Source organism: Dickeya aquatica, assembly GCF_900095885.1.
Taxonomy (GTDB): domain Bacteria; phylum Pseudomonadota; class Gammaproteobacteria; order Enterobacterales; family Enterobacteriaceae; genus Dickeya; species Dickeya aquatica.
Genome location: NZ_LT615367.1, coordinates 3,369,907 through 3,385,494, shown reverse-complemented (window position 1 = coordinate 3,385,494; position 15,588 = coordinate 3,369,907). Strand labels below are relative to the sequence as shown.

Sequence of the window (15,588 nt, the reverse complement as noted above, 5' to 3'; positions counted from 1 at the left end):
TCAATAGTCACTTAATGGTGCCGTTACCGCCGCGCTAGGGCGACAGGCTGCGCAGAACCAGGCTGGACAACTGCGCTGGCGCTTCCCCGGTGTAATCAAAACTGTGCTGTAACATCAGCGGATTGAGGTAAGGACGCATGACGAGGTAAATCGCAGCCGTCGCTTCATCAAGCGGCGTTTTGCGTTCAAAATCCCCGCTTTGTCGGCCCGCCAGCAAGATCTCCTGCAACAGCGCCTGAATACGCTCCTCGTAGGCTATCGCCGATTGCCAGCGTTCGCGGGCCGAAGACGCGGCTATTTCATACAGCTTCCTGTCCTGAAAAAATAACCGCAGGCTTGATTCGATGATGGCTTTAAACATCCGCCGCAATTTTTCCGGCGGCCGGTCAGCTTCGTCGATGGCGGCACGCACTTCAGCCTCTATCTTTCTCAGGCAGTTGGCGCAAATCATCTCACCAATGACCTGCTTGGAGGAGAAGAACTTGTAAATGTAAGCCTTCGAGAAGCCGATCGATTTAGCGAGGTCAGACACCGTTGTTTTTTCATAGCCATAGCGGCTGAAGTGCTCGGTTGCTGCACTCACTATCTGATCGCGTACATCATGGTCGGCCGGGCCCCGGTTCGACACGGGATAAGGATTTTCCTTACTCATCGTCTGAATTTACCCCTGACGTAATACATAGCAGGCAGTTTACCCGCTGACCTGCTCATTGACAATGAGTGACTAATTTGTAATATGGTCACAACTCGTCGCTGTGTCTCTATGGGAAAAAATATGTTATCTAAGCCCCCCTTCATCGTCCTTACCTTGGCCGGTCTGTTAACCGGCTGCGCGGTCGGCCCTGACTACACCCGGCCGACGCTACCCATGCAGGAAAAATACCTTGGTCAGGCGGACGTTAATCAACGACATGCAACTGATCATGCCGGGCTTCTGACGTGGTGGGCGAGATTTGGCGATCCGCAATTAACCCGATTTGTTACGCAGGCGCTGCAACAGAATCTCTCTCTCGCACAAGCTTCCGCTCGCGTCGGGCAGGCCCGTGCCGGGCTTGGGGCCGCATGGGCCGCACTGCTGCCTTCCGGCACGCTTTCTGCTCAGGCGAGCCGGGCTTACCAGTCTGTCGAGACTCCGTTGGGGAAAGCACTGAATTCGACACCCGGTTTTGATCGCTACGGCAATGCTTACGAGGCGAACCTCGGCGTGAGCTGGGAACTGGACGTGTTCGGCGGATTACGCCGTGGGCGCGAAGCCGCACTCGCCGAGTATCAGGCATCTGAGGCGGGGGCTGTGGCAACGCGTCTGGCCGTGGCGGCACAGACTGCTGACATCTATATCACGATCCGTGGGTTACAGGCTCGCCTGAGCGTTGCCCGCCGACAGATTCAGACGCAGCAGGAATTGCTCTCGACCATCAACCGCTTGTATGACAAAGGATTGGCGGCGGAACTTCAGGTAAGGCAGGCCGAAGGCGCACTGGCGCAGGTGCAGGCATCCGTGCCGGAGTTACAGACCGCGCTGGATGCGGCGATGAATGCACTGGATGTGATGCTGGGCTCAGCGCCTGGCACACACCGTGCTGTGCTGGCTGAGGCCAGCGCCATCCCCGTCGCGCCGCAACTCACTGCGACCGGCTCACCGGGCGAATTGCTCCGGCGCAGACCAGACCTGATTGTGGCCGAGCGCCAATTAGCGGCCTCCAGCGCCGGTATCGGCGTTGCGATGGCGGAGTATTACCCCAAATTTTCTCTCAGCGGGTTGCTCGGCAGCGCGACGACGGCGTCCGGTAACAATGTGTTCAGCGGTGGGGCCAGTCAATCGGCCGGTGTGGCAGGGCTGCGCTGGCGGCTGTTCGATTTTGGCCGCATCAATGCGCAGATTAATCAGGCCAAAGGTCAGCAGGCAGAGAGGCTGGCGGCGTATCGACTGGCGGTACTGCATGCCACGGAAGATGTAGAAAATGCTGTCTCGGCACGGGTCAACCGGGAAGCGCAGGCTGATGTGCTGACGCAAGGGGTGAATGCGTTAAGCCGGGCGCGTGATGTCGCGTTTGCCGCCTATCAGCAAGGCACCGTCAGCCTGATAGAGGTGCTGCAAGCCGATGACAATGTGCTGCGGGCCTCTGATGCGCGCCTACAGGCGCAAACCGAATCTGCCCGCGCTGCGGTAGCAGTTTTTAAAGCGCTTGGCGGCGGCTGGCAACCCGGTGACTCGGGCGCGACATCACCCGTCACGCCCGCCAGTCATGGCGTTTAACACGGATTCATCACCTGATAAATAACACTGAATATTGAGCCTGCATAATGACGACGCTATCAACGAATGTAAATCGGCCCCACGGGCCACCCATAAGACCCTTGACCACGGCTATGTTGTCCGGGCCAATCCTGACCGTCATGCTGCGTCTGGCACTGCCGACGGTTGCTGTGCTGGTGGTGCAGACGCTGGTGGGCGTAATAGAAACCTATTTTGTGAGTTCGCTGGGTGCCGATGTGCTGGCTGGCGTAGCCGTTGTCTTTCCGGTGTTAATGCTGATGCAGATGATGGCGAATGGCGGCATCGGCGGCGGTTTGTCTTCGGCTGTGGCTCGGGCATCCGGCGCGGGTCGATGGCAGGATGCTCAGGCGCTGGTGTGGCACGGTGTGATTATTGCGGCTGTGATGGGCGTGGCTTTTGCCGCTGCTTTGCTCATCGCTGGTGAGGCGCTATATCACATGATGGGTGTTAACGGGCCTGCACTTGCGGCGGCCTTGACCTATTCCGCTTTGGTATTTGCCGGTGCGCCACTGGTGTGGCTGGTGGCATTGCTGTCGGCTGCACTACGTGGGGTGGGCGATACGAAAACACCGGCGCGTATTACGTTGCTCGGGGGCGTCATGCTGCTGCCGTTATCCCCCGTGCTGATACTGGGGTGGGGGCCTGTACCGTCATTTGGCGTCGCCGGGGCGGGTATGGCGATCCTTATCTATTACGTTTTTTCTGCCTTATTGCTGGTCAGGCACATGCGCTCGGCGAACAGTGTTATCAGGCTATTGATGACGCCGCTAAGCGCACGATTGTTTAAAGATATTCTTGGCGTGGGTTTACTCTCGGCCATTGGCACGGTGCAAATCAATCTGACGGTTGCCATCGTGACTGCTGTCGTCGGCCGCTTTGGGTCTGATGCGATTGCCGGGTATGGCATTGCCTCAAGGCTGGATTATCTGCAAATTCCCCTGCTGTTTGGTCTTGGCACGGCCATCATGACCATGGTGGGAGTCAATCTTGGTGCGGGGCAAGTGCAACGTGCACAACGTATCGCCTGGGCAGGGGCCGCGGTTGCGTTTGCGTTTACAGAGATCATCGGGCTTGGCGTAGCCATATATCCACACAGTTGGCTGACGCTATTTAGTGACGATCCATCGATTCTGGCTGCGGGCACAAGCTACCTGCAAAACGTGGCACCGTTCTATGGCGCTATTGGCGTTGGCATGGCGCTCTACTTTGCCGGTCAGGGCGCGAAACGCGTACTCTGGCCGGTCCTTGCCGGAACCGCTCGCATGCTCATTGCCGCCTTTGCCGGGTGGCTGGCGGTGACACAATTTGGTGCTGAGTTGCCATCGCTGTTCAGGATTGTCGCGCTGAGCGCGTGTGTTTATGGTGCGATGACGCTGGTAGCCAGCGTTATCGCTGGGCGAGAGGCTGTTGTGCAATCGGGAAACTGAACGCGTCGTTACCACCGCTCATCCTGAGTATGCTGAAAGTGTAAGAGAGAGTGATGGACGTTTAATCAGCATTACGGTGCTGGTCAGAACCAAAGCGTTGGATGAGAAAATCGATCGCACTGCGTAATTTTATTGAGGGTCGGCTATCCTGATGATAAATCAGGTACATCGGTGTTGGTTTATATGACCAGTCAGGGAGCACCTGTACTAGCCGACCTTGAGATATATCTTCCATCAAAATCGATTCAGGTTGCAGGACAATGCCGCAGCCATTAAGTGCGGCAATCCTGAGTGCATTACCTTGATTAGACATAAAACGACCGTTAACAAAAGCCTGAAACACTTCGCCATCAGGCCCGATCAGATCCCAGCGGTACTGATGTAACCAATAAGATATCCCCAGACAACTGTGGTGAGTCAGTTGACTTGGGTGCTCTGGCACACCGTGTTGCTTGATATAGTCTGGCGATGCGGCCAATATCCGGCGATAGGGACGCAGCGGCCTGGCGACGACACCGGGCTGATTGACTTCACCAATCCGAATACCCAGCTCGTAATTCCCGTCAATTAAATTTGAAACCCGGTTATCCAACGTTAACATAATATCGACTTCTGGGTTTCTTGACATATACACACTCAGTTCTGGTACTAAGCGCTGGCTGCCAAAACTGACAGGTGAAATCATGCGAATCAAACCTTTGGGCGTTGCCTGTAATTCCATTGCACTATTTTCGGCAAGCGACACTTCAGCCAACACTCTTCGACAGCGATCAAAGTAGAGTTGCCCGACCTCCGTCATCTGTTGCCATCGCGTTGTTCGATGCAGTAAACGAGCACCAAGCCTTTGTTCAATCGCACGAATTTGCTTGGCAACCATGGTTGTTGATACGCCGCTGATATCAGCAGCAGCCGTAAAACTACCGCATTCAACCACCCTGACAAACATCTCCATTCCGGCAAACTTATCCATCATTAAGAACCTAGAGGTTTTAATTCAATTAACCTTTTACATATTTATCATTATGCCTGTTTAAGTAAAGATAAGTTTGTCGATGCTCAATCGGGTGTCCTGATAAATAAGGGTAAACATGCCAATCCTACGTTTAGAAATGCAGCCAGGTCGGACTGATGAACAAAAACACAATTTTGTACGCGAAGTGACTAACGTTGCGGTTGAAACCTTAAAATGTAAACCGGAGAGTGTTGATGTGATGATTATTGAGATACCAAAAACCCATTGGGCAAAAGGGGGAGAACTACCAACAAATTAGCCTCCCGCACAGATAAATATTGATAGCCAGCATTTGATTGCCGTGTTGGCTAATCAATGGGTTCGCTTTAGTCAAAATAGCTTCCATTCTAACGCTCATCCGAAAGACGTGATGGGTAATTTTTTATCATACATAACTGAGATATTTAAGTATGAAAAACGCTTACTCGAAAGGTGTGCTCTGCTGCCTCATCGCTACATTATCATGGGGGGCAACATTTCCAATTATGACCAGCGCTCTCGTGCGTTTTGACCCTTACACCTTCACCACGCTACGTTATGGTTTCGCTGGAATTGCATTATTAATTGCATTATATGTGCGCGAAGGAAAAGCTGGATTGAGTCTAAAAGGTGAACGCGTTGGTCTGGCCTGGTTATTAGGTTCTGCCGCATTTGTTGGGTTTGGTTTTTTCGTCTTTCTGGGCCAAAAAATGGCGGGGGAAAATGGCGCACTGACGACTTCAATTATGATGGCGACGATGCCAATGTTGGGTATTCTTGTTAATTGGGTGTTACGTAAGGTTGCGCCTCCTGCTATATCTATTGGGTTAATCATGATGTCATTTTTTGGGGTGATGACGGTGATTACTAAAGGGCATTATAGTAGTTTGTTTAATTCCCCCGCTAACTATAAAGCTAACCTTCTTATTATTTTTGGTGCGCTCTGTTGGGTTATCTATACGGTAGGCGCTTCATTTTTTCCTACCTGGTCTGCTATAAAATATACCGCATTGACAACATTTTTGGGGATGAGCAGTGTACTGGTTATTAATGGTGCTTTATATCTAAGTGGAGTAATACCAGTGCCATCAGTGAGTGATTTTTTATTTGTTATCCCTCACGTTGTTTACACAGCAATAGTGGCCAGTTTTATCGGGATACTTTGCTGGAATATTGGCAACAAAATTCTGACTCCATTAAATGGAGTCCTTTTTATGGATGTTGTACCCATTACTGCTTTCTCGATTTCAGCAATCATAGGTGTGGAACCTGGCATCCCTGAGATTACTGGCGCTTGTATCACTGGGTCTGCTCTTATAATTAATAATTTATACCTTAGATATCATAGTCCTAGAAATGTTGTCATCCCTGTGCGTAGTCACTGATTTGATTTTTATCCCCTCTGTTTTTTAAATGTGATTAACCGACGCTTTTGCAGCAAACAACAGTGTGCCGTTCATCAATCAGAGAAAGATGGCCTGGTGGAGCGGGGCTTTGTTGTTTAGCAGATGGACAACGTCACCAGCGTGACTGGCACTCGCGTGTATGTGGGCGTGACGTGAGGCTGTTCTTTGTCAGTTTTATCGAAACGCTGTGAACTGCGCTGCCACGCGCTCCCTTACTGATTTGTAGTGAAGGGAGGGGAGAGTCGATACCGGAAGGCCTCTTTAATTCGAGGTATTACGTTGTTCGACCGCAGCAGAGAGTTCCGCGATATAGCGCTCCACTAATAACTCAACGGCATCACTCCGCGTCATTTCGGTACGAATAGCAAAATGATCAATTTTTCGCAGGACTGACATGCGCAGAGAAAGCGAAACCGCTTTCTTTTTCTCCTTATCCAGAGAGACTCGGTTTACAACGTCACCGGTTTTAATATCGACACTCAGACTGAGAGTTTTATTCATTCCACGAATGGTTTTCTTATCAAGAATACCTGGCTCAATAAGCTGATAAGAGTGTGTGGCTTTACTGTATTTTATCTCGGCAGAGTACGTTTCTCGCAACTCCTTTAGCGCACGCGTTAAGGTTGGCTCAGAGCAGTCAAGCTGAGTGATAATTTTTTTTGTCGGCACGGGCTGGCCTGAGCCTAACAAAATCGCCAGTCGAAAAATACGTGCTTGTTTCGTGCTAAGTTGCATGATTAATGAGTGCCTGCGGTCAATTAAAGGGGTTTTGTCGCTTGAAAAATACAGTTCGGTGCTGTGTATCCCTCAGTGCTGGGTTGTGAGTGTTACCAGTCGTACCCCTTCCGGCGAATCTTCTGGTGCTATGCCATAAATCTGAGCCTGCTCAAGCACCCTTACCGCCCAGCGTCGGTGGGTGGCCGGTTCACACATCGCGCCTTGCGATTTAAACACCGCCTGAGTGGAGTTCAGAATGCGCAGCGCGTCTTCATGGTCGGCTGGCGTCACCATTAACGCTCGCTCAATTTTGGCAATCTGATTCGGGTGAATGGCGGTTTTGCCGACCAGTCCGTGTGCCATATCGAGCGCCAATTCACGCTCCATAATGTCATGGTCATCAATGTGCTCGCAGACTGGCGAGGTCAGGGCAAAATCGTGTTTTCCGAAAACGGCCACCAGCATCTTGATGACGTAGCCCATCGGGCTGTCATAAAGCGTCAGATTGCGTGGGCGACGCAGCGAAATGACGTTCATCAGGTCATTTCCGCCAATACGCAATGCAATGATGCGATCACGACAAGGGTGCCCGGCCAGGGTCGTGGCGAGCTTGCGCATGTGCATCACATCGAAGACATCTGCTGTTTCGAGTGTCGGCATCAGGCACAGATGCGTATCTTTCATGATGCCCCACCATTCCGGCAACGACGTGAGGGTAAACTTGGGCAGCACAAAGCCATCAATCGGTGATAAATCACAAGATGTCGTCAGGTCTTTACCCATTTGTATGTGGCGGGGGCGAATAAAGATGAGAGGCCATTGGGCACCTTGTCCCTCCGCCCGGGCAGACCGTAATGTCATCAGTATCTGCTTTAAATTATCCATCGACGCAGGGAGATCGTCTTCACTGACCGCGTCCTCAAGACAAATGACCACCGAACGCAGCCCTGCAATTTCATTATTCAGCACGCTGGTGGCGATGTCAGAACGCGTCGCAGGCATGTAGAGCGTGGCCCCTAGCCGGTAAGGCGATAGTCTCTTTGTCATCAGTGAACCTTTTTGATAATGGTGATGGCCCGATACTGCCCGATATGGTCACCCACCTCTGTGATAGTGATATTTTTTTCACGGGCTAAGTACACCAGCAGAGCAACGTCAGGGTCATGCACTGAACGGACAAGAACGTGCTCGGGGACGCGGCGTAAAACTGCCCGAGTGGCTTCTGCAATACCGGGTTTAATCCGATTAATACTGGAGATATTGTACTCTTTAGCCAGCGAACAGATTATCTGCTCACTTTGTGATTTCAACGCAACAAACTGCTCCGGCTGCCACTGACTGGCGGGGATAGCGTCCAAATCAAGCGCGTTTCGGCAATCCGCAACGGTATCGACCAACAGGCGGCTGCACTCGAACTGGCGCAGATGCTCGCACCGCACACAGCCATGCAATCCTTCTGATGACCAGATGGAACGAGAGATAAGCCCGGATACCGGGGCTCCCATAATACCGAAGGGGATTAGCCAGTCATCGTCACTGGCAGCGAGCCAGGATACACCGCAGGGATCCGCCAGAACAACGAGGCGAGGATCTTTCGGGTATCCTGAACGAGATGCCAGCGAGCGGCGAAGCTCGCCGGTAATCGCCCCTTTGCCCGTCCAGCCATCGACAAATACCACGCCTTCTGTGCCGTGTCGGCCCTCAATCCAGTCCATTGCCGTTTCATCAATGCCGCGATCCCTAATGATGCTGACACCATAGTGGTGCGACGGTTTGCCCATATCGCGCAGCGCTTGATGCAACATCACGCCAAGAGGCACACCGGCCCTTACCAGACTGACCAGGACAATCGGCGTATCGCCGAAGCGATTTGACAGCGCTTTGGCGAGCATCACTACCTCTCTTGCCAGGCGCGTCGCCCCTTGCTCCAGAGCGCGTGCAAACAAGTCAAGATGCCAGCGGGTTGGCTCTGGCTCCTGGCTTAACATCTCGGAGTAATGTTTGGCACCAGACTGAATGAGCTGTTCTTTTTGCTCTACAGGCGTCATTTCCATTTCAACCGGTTGAAGCAGGAAGTGAACGTCATCGGGCAAGTAAGAGCCGGAAAAAGGGGTAAATAACGGCATGTTATTTCTCTTTGAAAATGAGGTGGCTGATTTGTTGGGCAAATTGACTCTGTTGAGGCATGCCAAACCAGTTACACAGCTTCATGAAACGATGGTCACTCAGGCTGTCTCCCAGACCAATAACAGGAAAAACGCCGCGCTCGGCGCGAAGTTTTTTCAGCAGGTACTGGGTTGCGAGCCCTTTTTCTACCGGTGTCGGTAACCAGGCAATATTGTTGCTGTTGCGATGAATATAAAAACCGGCCGTCGGGAAGGTGGCTTCGATTTCATCGCCAAGGGCATAAAGCTCTGCCAGTCGGGTGCTGTCTGTGTGCTTCATCACCAGATACACCGGTGTATTGTCATATTCATAGTTGATTCGCGCCCACCCTTTCACACCGCGTTTTTCCATGAGTAAGGTAATGTCACGTTGTAAGGTAAGTAGTTGATCTCTATATGCTGATAGGTTAACCAACATCTGTGCCTGCCACTCATCGTCCGGTGTTCCATCCGGTGTCAGTATCACTGCACCGTGTGTCACGATGGCCCATGAGCGAAATGGAATGGTTACGCGGGCGATTTCTTGCGTCCCCCGTGCGGTGACTGGGATAAAATCTGCGTGTTCGAGCAGCCAGTCAACCAGCATAGACTGTTCTTCGGTCATAAAACTGCGGGCATTCATGGAACGGTCTAAGGCACCTGGACGGTAGGGTTCAAGCGCCAGTTCATCGACCATTTTTCGGCGAGTCTGGAAAAGGGTGTCGTCGAGATCCGAGAGAACCACTGGCTTATTCATAAACGATCACCTCTACGAGGGGCGCGACCGCATTTAAGGCGGCAAGTAAGGCCGGATCGACACTCTCTGCCGGTGTTTCAATACACAACAGAACGCGGTCAAATTGCTGATGGGCGACGTTATAGACAAAATTCGGGATACCCAGTCCGTAATTATCCGTAAAGGCAATCGCTGACTTGATGGCAAAACCGACGGAAATCGGGGATCGCGTCGTACAACTGAACCTGACCTCAGCCCCCTGGGTTTCCAGTCGCTCTGCCAGCAGTAATGGTTCCCAGACAAACTCCCCGGAACCCAGCACCAGGATTTTTTCTCCGGCTGATGCCGTCACGGTTGTGCCGAGATCGCTTGCCGATGACGACATACCCAGCCGTCCCCAGCTTTGTTTACCCGTTATCGCCACACTCCCTGCTGCGGTGACATTCACATTAGGCATAACAGGAACGGGGGCATCGGCTTTTTTCTCCCAGTGCCAGTTACCCTGCACGAGAGAAACCGGTGTAACGGGCAGCGGGCACCGTTCTGTGATGGTGTTTCCGCTCCAGTCCGTCAGCGTTACCGTGACGACGCGCTCTACTGTTGTCAGCTGTGCCTCGGTGCGCAGCGCCTCCAGTAGATTAATAAATGTCTTGCCCGTCGTCGCTTCGTCATCAATCAGCACCAGACTACGGGCGTTGCTGACATGCGCCCGAAGCACCGGGTCGGCCGGGTAGTAGAGCAGATGGTCCGTCGCGTGAGAGTGGTCTTCTTTAAACTCACACATCAGCTCGCCATCAACGGGATGACGGGTTGAGGTCAGGTAGACGGCGGCGTCGAAACGCGTTAATGCCTCATCAAAAACCCCGGCACCCAGCCCGACGGCCGTTTCCGCCATGCCGATAAACAGCACCGGCTGCGGTAAGTCAGCGGGAAGCTGCTGCGCGAGCTGCCGGTAGGCTGAACGCATCGTCGCGGGTGGAATCGGAATATGCCGCCCCAGCACTTTGCTGACAAACAGAAAAGCCCGATTGGGATTACGACGTTCGGCGATATCGAACAGTGAATCTAATGACAAGGTGCCACCCGTCGGAGTGACCGTGAGGGTGCCACCGGACAGTGCTTTGCGGTAGACAGGTAGTCCATTCAGCATGGTCATGCGCTCCCTTCGCTGACGTGCAGATTCTCAAGCGTTGGGTTGTACCGGATGACGTCGGTCATGGAACGGACAATCGCTGGCGAGAAACTGTCTGTGGCGAGCAATGTTGCCTGTGCTTCATCCATCAAACCAAGCTGGCGCAAGGCAAAGAGTGCGGGCAGGTTGACACCGCTATGGCGGGTATAACCGATACCGCCAGACGGCCGCATATTGATTTCAAGTAAAACCGGTTCGCCTTGATCGTTATTACGTGTCTGCACATTAACCAGTCCATCGGCTTGCATCATATGGGCGCATGCTTTACTTAGTTCATAGGCCGCACCCGATTGTTCAAGATATTGCAACGCACCTTCTTTACGGCGGGCGATGGCTGCAATAACGTTGCCTTTTTCCACCAGCATATCGACGGAATATTCAGGGCCTGGCAGGTACGGCATCAGAACCAGTGGTTCAAACGCCTCTTGCTGTTCCAGTGCGTGTAAATACACTTCCGGGTGCACTTTACGGCTGTCCGGGTGGGCAAACGCAGACATCGGTGTGGCGTTGTCATCAAAGCGCCAGAATCCCATGCCATAAATACCGGTGACTGGCTTCACGCAAAGTGATTTTTTATCGCCTTCGGATAGGCTGTTACGGGTTATCTGGTGACGCAGTTCTTCTGCACTTTCAATACGTAGTGACGGCACGACTGCCAGACCACGGGCTTGCATGGCATGAGCAAAGCTGACTTTGTCATCTGCCAGCTCAAACATTGTGATGCTGGTGGCACCTGTAGTCAGGGAAACACCCAGTGATTCAATTTGCTGACGATGAGTTTCAAACCACAGGCAGTTGCGACCAGTATGAAGGGCCTGAACACCGTATTGCTTTACGGTAGTAGTAATAAAATCCAGACGCTGTTCATCATCGGCAGGCTCAATCAGTGCAATATCTGCCAAAGAAAGTATTTCATTGCGATGGTGGCGATGAGAGGCAATAACGGTAACCGCTTTATTCGTATTTTTAAAAAAATCTTTAATGCCTAAAATAATATCGCGCTGCGAAGATAAACCTTCCATTAACCAGATTGTCTGACCCATTAGATTTAATTTTCCCGGAATGAGAGGGGAGAGAGAGTTTAACGTGGCAGTCTAGGGAGGTATGCTTTGTATGTCAATCATAACATGATTAAATCTGCCCTGTGTAAAGTTGAGGAACGCCCGGGCTGGGTATGCGGAGTTTATTGCGTCAATAAATGTAAATAAAAAAATAAATATACTTTTAAATCAATTATATATTTTGTTACCCTCTCTGTGGGTGTGAAATGTGGGTTGTTGTTAAACTTCGTCATGATATGATTTTTAAGTGCAAGAATTTTTGATTTAAAAAAATAATGACTTAACCTATCTCTGAAGGAATAAATAATGGTTTCATTAAGCAAAAACCAAACTGTTTCACTCAGTAAAGAAACGTCGTCATTAAACCAGCTTCAATTCGGTTTAGGCTGGGATCCTTTGAAAAAGAAAAAAGGATTTTTAAGTGGCCTTCTGGGTGGTGGCAGCGATTCCATTGATTTAGATGCAGGATGCGTTCTGTTAGACCGTGCCGGTAAAACTCTCGATACCATCTGGTTCCGTAAGCTGAAATCAAGTTGTGGTTCCGTTGTTCATCAGGGGGATAACCTGACTGGTGAAGGCGATGGCGATGATGAAGTGATCACCGTAGACCTGACCCGTTTACCTGCACAAGTTGAATACCTTGCCTTAACGGTAAACAGCTTCCGTGGGCAAACCTTTAATGAAGTCGATAATGCTTTTTGCCGCGTGGTCGATCAGTCCCGCAAAGAACTGGCCCGTTATCAACTGACCGAGCAGGGTTCTCACACTGGCATTATCATTGCGTCTTTAGCACGCAATGGCGGTAACTGGGACTTCACCGCTCACGGTAAAGCCTCAACCGGCCGAACGATTGACGATATGCATGCTGACATTATTGCCACGGTGGTGCGGTAATGACTATGACTCCAGGGGGCAATGCCCCCGTACCCTCACAGATCCTGACGGTGCGTGTTCTTTCTGGCATCCCTGTTGATGCCTCTTCGTTCCGTCTTTATGCATCAGGCAAAGTGCAGGGCGATTCGGATATGGTGTTTTACGGGCAGCCGGTCAATGATGATGCTTCTATAACGCTATCCGGTGCCGGTACAGATACCGCTTTTACCGTTGATATCAGCCGTCTGCGCCCGGAAGTGCAAAAACTGGCTTTCACCGCAACCTGTGATGGAAACATGACGCTCTCGGGTCTGAAACATCTCTCCATTCAGGTTGAACTTAACGGCGATGTTTTGTTGTCCGGTAATGTGGATGTGTCTGGTCGTCAGGAAGCGGCGCTGATCCTCGGCGAAATTTATCGTCGTAATGCAGAGTGGAAATTCCGCTTTGTCGCACAAGGTTTCAACGGTGGGCTGAAACCACTGGCGGAGCATTTCGGGGTAGACATTTCAGACGATACTACACCCGCCAGCACGCCGGCCCCTGCCAGCACGCCAGCACCAGAGCCTGCAAAAATCAGCTTGAGCAAAGTGTCTCTGACCAAAGAAAAGCCATCGATCAGTCTTGCCAAGCAGGATAATTTTGGCGAAATCAAAATTAACCTCAACTGGAATCAGGGCAGTGCGGCGTCAGGCGGCCTGTTCGGTGGTATGTTCAGTAAAACTAAAGGGGTTGACTTGGATCTCGGTGCGTTTATTGAACTCCAGGACGGCGACAAAAATGTTGTTCAGGCACTTGGAAACCGGTTTGGTCAGCTTAATGATGAACCTTTCGTCAAATTGCAGGGTGATGATCGTACCGGTCAGGTGTCTGACGGTGAATGGTTGCATGTCAACGGTCGTGAGTGGAAGAAAATCCGCCAGGTGCTTATCTATGCGTTCATTTACGAAGGCGTCGCGAGCTGGGATAAAACAGATGGTGTCGTCACGCTGCATATTCCCGGGCAGCCACCGATAGAAACACGTTTAACGGAGGGGTCTAACCGCCACAATATGTGCGCAATTGCCCGTCTGGTGAATGAAAACGGAGCCATCAAGGTTGAACGAATCAACCAGTATTTCAGTGGTCATCAAGACATGGATAAAGCGCTGGGCTGGGGCTTCCGCTGGTCTGCCGGTTCAAAATAATTGCAAAATCCTGAGGGTGAAATAATGGGTTTCTTCGACAAAGTAAAAGGCGCGTTCAATGCCAGCCGTGATGAACTGATCAAACAGGTTGGACGCTTTAAAAACAAAAAATTCATGCAGGGCACCGTGGCCGTTTGTGCCCGTATTGCGGTTACCAGTGATGGTGTGAGTTCGGAAGAAAAGCAGAAGATGATTGGCTTTCTTCAGGCATCGCCTGAACTGAAAGTGTTCGAAACCAAAGAGGTGATTGCGTTCTTCAATGAACTGGTGGCCAGCTTTAGTTTCGATTACGAAATCGGCAAAGGCGAAACCATGAAATACATTCTTGCCCTGAAAGATCAGCCCGAGGCTGCACAACTGGCTCTGCGCGTCGGTATTGCCGTAGCGAAAAGTGATGGCGACTTCGATCTGGCTGAACAGGCGGCTGTGCGTGAAATTGCACAGGCTCTGGGCTTTACTCCGGCTGAATTTGGCCTTTAATGACATTCTGGCTTAAGGGCTAATTATGGTATCTACGCATCTTGGTTTCCCGGCAGAGACGGTCATCGTTTTTGTCTTGCTGGCTGTCGGAGCCATCTTTATCGACCTGTTTATGCACCGTCATGACAAGCCGATTTCTTTAAAGAATGCTGCACTGTGGACCGTGTTCTGGATAGTGGTGGCGATGGCCTTCGCCGGTTTCCTCTACATTCATCACGGTGCTGAGGTTGCCAGCCTGTTTGTTACCGGCTATGCGCTGGAGAAAGTCCTGTCCGTGGATAACCTCTTCGTGATGATGGCTATCTTCTCGTGGTTTGCAGTGCCTGATAATCTTCGCCACCGTGTACTTTACTGGGGGGTCATTGGCGCTATTGTTTTCCGTGGGATCTTCGTAGCCATTGGTGCCAGCCTGCTGACGTTGGGGCCGTGGGTCGAAATCGTCTTTGCGCTAGTCGTCTTGTGGACGGCGGTCATGATGCTGAAAAGCAACGATGACGACGATGCCATTGAAGATTACTCTCAGCATATTGCTTACCGTCTGGTGAAACGCTTCTTCCCGCTCTGGCCGAAATTAAAAGGGCATGCTTTCCTGCTAACCCAGAAGGAAGTTGATATCGAGCTGGCAAAGCCTGAAAACAAAGACATCCAGGTTGGGCGTGTGGGTAAAGCCGCATTGTATGCGACCCCGCTGATGTTGTGCCTGGCCGTTGTTGAACTGTCGGATGTGATGTTTGCATTTGATTCGGTGCCGGCGGTTATCGCCGTGAGCCGTGAGCCCTTGATTGTCTATAGCGCCATGATGTTCGCTATTCTGGGCCTGCGTACCATGTACTTTGTTCTGGAAGCGCTCAAGCAGTACCTGGTCCACCTTGAAAAAGCAGTGATCGTGTTGCTGTTCTTCATCGGTGTGAAGCTGGGGCTGAATGCAAGCGATCATCTGTTGCATCATGGCTACAGCATTTCAGCCAATGCGAGCCTCTTCGTGGTGCTGGGCGTGTTGGCCGTGGGTATTATTGGCAGCGTGTTGTTCCCTGGAAAACCTGATGCTGAGGAAGGCAAAGAGGGGTAATTCCCCACAACCTTCACTTTAACTATT

The 15,588-nt window shown here is 51.5% G+C and carries 16 protein-coding genes; 8 read left to right on the top strand and 8 right to left on the bottom strand.

The features are described from left to right. Positions 1 to 34: 34 nt before the first annotated feature. Positions 35 to 652, bottom strand: a complete 618-nt coding sequence (locus DAQ1742_RS15445; protein ID WP_035340258.1) for a TetR/AcrR family transcriptional regulator — start codon at positions 650 to 652, stop codon at positions 35 to 37. Positions 653 to 775: 123 nt separating this feature from the next. On the opposite strand from DAQ1742_RS15445, the gene DAQ1742_RS15440 reads away from it, so the two are divergent. Further along, a complete protein-coding gene (locus DAQ1742_RS15440; protein ID WP_035340260.1) occupies positions 776 to 2,257 on the top strand; it encodes an efflux transporter outer membrane subunit in 1,482 nt (493 codons plus the stop codon). 101 nt (positions 2,258 to 2,358) lie between these two features. Continuing rightward, on the top strand, positions 2,359 to 3,705 hold the full coding sequence (locus DAQ1742_RS15435; protein WP_232046523.1) for an MATE family efflux transporter: 1,347 nt from the start codon (positions 2,359 to 2,361) through the stop codon (positions 3,703 to 3,705). A 61-nt stretch (positions 3,706 to 3,766) separates the two neighbouring features. Here DAQ1742_RS15435 and DAQ1742_RS15430 read toward each other — a convergent pair whose 3' ends face one another. After that, positions 3,767 to 4,657, bottom strand: coding sequence for a LysR family transcriptional regulator (locus DAQ1742_RS15430; RefSeq protein ID WP_232046522.1), 891 nt, complete (start codon positions 4,655 to 4,657; stop codon positions 3,767 to 3,769). A 136-nt stretch (positions 4,658 to 4,793) separates the two neighbouring features. Between DAQ1742_RS15430 and DAQ1742_RS15425 the strand changes: the two genes are divergently transcribed. Continuing rightward, positions 4,794 to 4,976, top strand: coding sequence for a 4-oxalocrotonate tautomerase (locus tag DAQ1742_RS15425; protein WP_071604059.1), 183 nt, complete (start codon positions 4,794 to 4,796; stop codon positions 4,974 to 4,976). 151 nt (positions 4,977 to 5,127) lie between these two features. Continuing rightward, a complete protein-coding gene (locus DAQ1742_RS15420; protein WP_035340261.1) occupies positions 5,128 to 6,081 on the top strand; it encodes a DMT family transporter in 954 nt (317 codons plus the stop codon). Positions 6,082 to 6,363: 282 nt separating this feature from the next. Here the strand turns inward: DAQ1742_RS15420 and DAQ1742_RS15415 are convergent, their stop codons facing one another. The 6 genes from DAQ1742_RS15415 to DAQ1742_RS15390 all read right to left on the bottom strand — a co-directional run bounded on the left by DAQ1742_RS15415 (position 6,364) and on the right by DAQ1742_RS15390 (position 11,934). After that, a complete protein-coding gene (locus tag DAQ1742_RS15415) occupies positions 6,364 to 6,837 on the bottom strand; it encodes a hypothetical protein (RefSeq protein WP_035340263.1) in 474 nt (157 codons plus the stop codon). Positions 6,838 to 6,909: 72 nt separating this feature from the next. Continuing rightward, positions 6,910 to 7,866: an HpcH/HpaI aldolase/citrate lyase family protein gene (locus DAQ1742_RS15410; protein ID WP_035340265.1), complete on the bottom strand. Its 957-nt coding sequence runs from the start codon at positions 7,864 to 7,866 to the stop codon at positions 6,910 to 6,912. Then, entirely contained in the window at positions 7,866 to 8,945 is a 1,080-nt protein-coding gene (locus DAQ1742_RS15405; RefSeq protein WP_035340267.1) for a cysteine protease StiP family protein, read from the bottom strand. The genes DAQ1742_RS15410 and DAQ1742_RS15405 overlap by 1 nt, the downstream gene beginning before the upstream one ends. A 1-nt stretch (position 8,946) precedes the next feature. Continuing rightward, positions 8,947 to 9,720, bottom strand: coding sequence for an HAD family hydrolase (locus DAQ1742_RS15400; protein WP_035340269.1), 774 nt, complete (start codon positions 9,718 to 9,720; stop codon positions 8,947 to 8,949). Continuing rightward, positions 9,713 to 10,855 (bottom strand): phosphoribosyltransferase domain-containing protein, encoded by a 1,143-nt coding sequence (locus tag DAQ1742_RS15395; protein WP_035340271.1) that lies wholly within the window; start codon positions 10,853 to 10,855, stop codon positions 9,713 to 9,715. The genes DAQ1742_RS15400 and DAQ1742_RS15395 overlap by 8 nt, the downstream gene beginning before the upstream one ends. Beyond that, positions 10,852 to 11,934 carry an ATP-grasp domain-containing protein gene (locus DAQ1742_RS15390; protein ID WP_035340273.1) on the bottom strand — a complete coding sequence of 361 codons (1,083 nt, stop codon included), beginning with the start codon at positions 11,932 to 11,934 and terminating at the stop codon, positions 10,852 to 10,854. The genes DAQ1742_RS15395 and DAQ1742_RS15390 overlap by 4 nt, the downstream gene beginning before the upstream one ends. 324 nt (positions 11,935 to 12,258) lie before the next feature. Between DAQ1742_RS15390 and DAQ1742_RS15385 the strand changes: the two genes are divergently transcribed. The 4 genes from DAQ1742_RS15385 to DAQ1742_RS15370 are packed head-to-tail and all read left to right on the top strand — an operon-like array spanning position 12,259 to position 15,561. Beyond that, on the top strand, positions 12,259 to 12,846 hold the full coding sequence (locus DAQ1742_RS15385) for a TerD family protein (RefSeq protein ID WP_035340275.1): 588 nt from the start codon (positions 12,259 to 12,261) through the stop codon (positions 12,844 to 12,846). Beyond that, positions 12,846 to 14,012 (top strand): TerD family protein, encoded by a 1,167-nt coding sequence (locus DAQ1742_RS15380; protein WP_035340277.1) that lies wholly within the window; start codon positions 12,846 to 12,848, stop codon positions 14,010 to 14,012. The genes DAQ1742_RS15385 and DAQ1742_RS15380 overlap by 1 nt, the downstream gene beginning before the upstream one ends. 24 nt (positions 14,013 to 14,036) lie before the next feature. Continuing rightward, positions 14,037 to 14,492, top strand: a complete 456-nt coding sequence (locus tag DAQ1742_RS15375) for a tellurite resistance TerB family protein (protein ID WP_035340279.1) — start codon at positions 14,037 to 14,039, stop codon at positions 14,490 to 14,492. Positions 14,493 to 14,517: 25 nt separating this feature from the next. After that, complete coding sequence (locus DAQ1742_RS15370; RefSeq protein ID WP_035340281.1) at positions 14,518 to 15,561, top strand: TerC/Alx family metal homeostasis membrane protein; 1,044 nt, start codon at positions 14,518 to 14,520, stop codon at positions 15,559 to 15,561. The last annotated feature ends 27 nt before the right edge of the window (positions 15,562 to 15,588 follow it).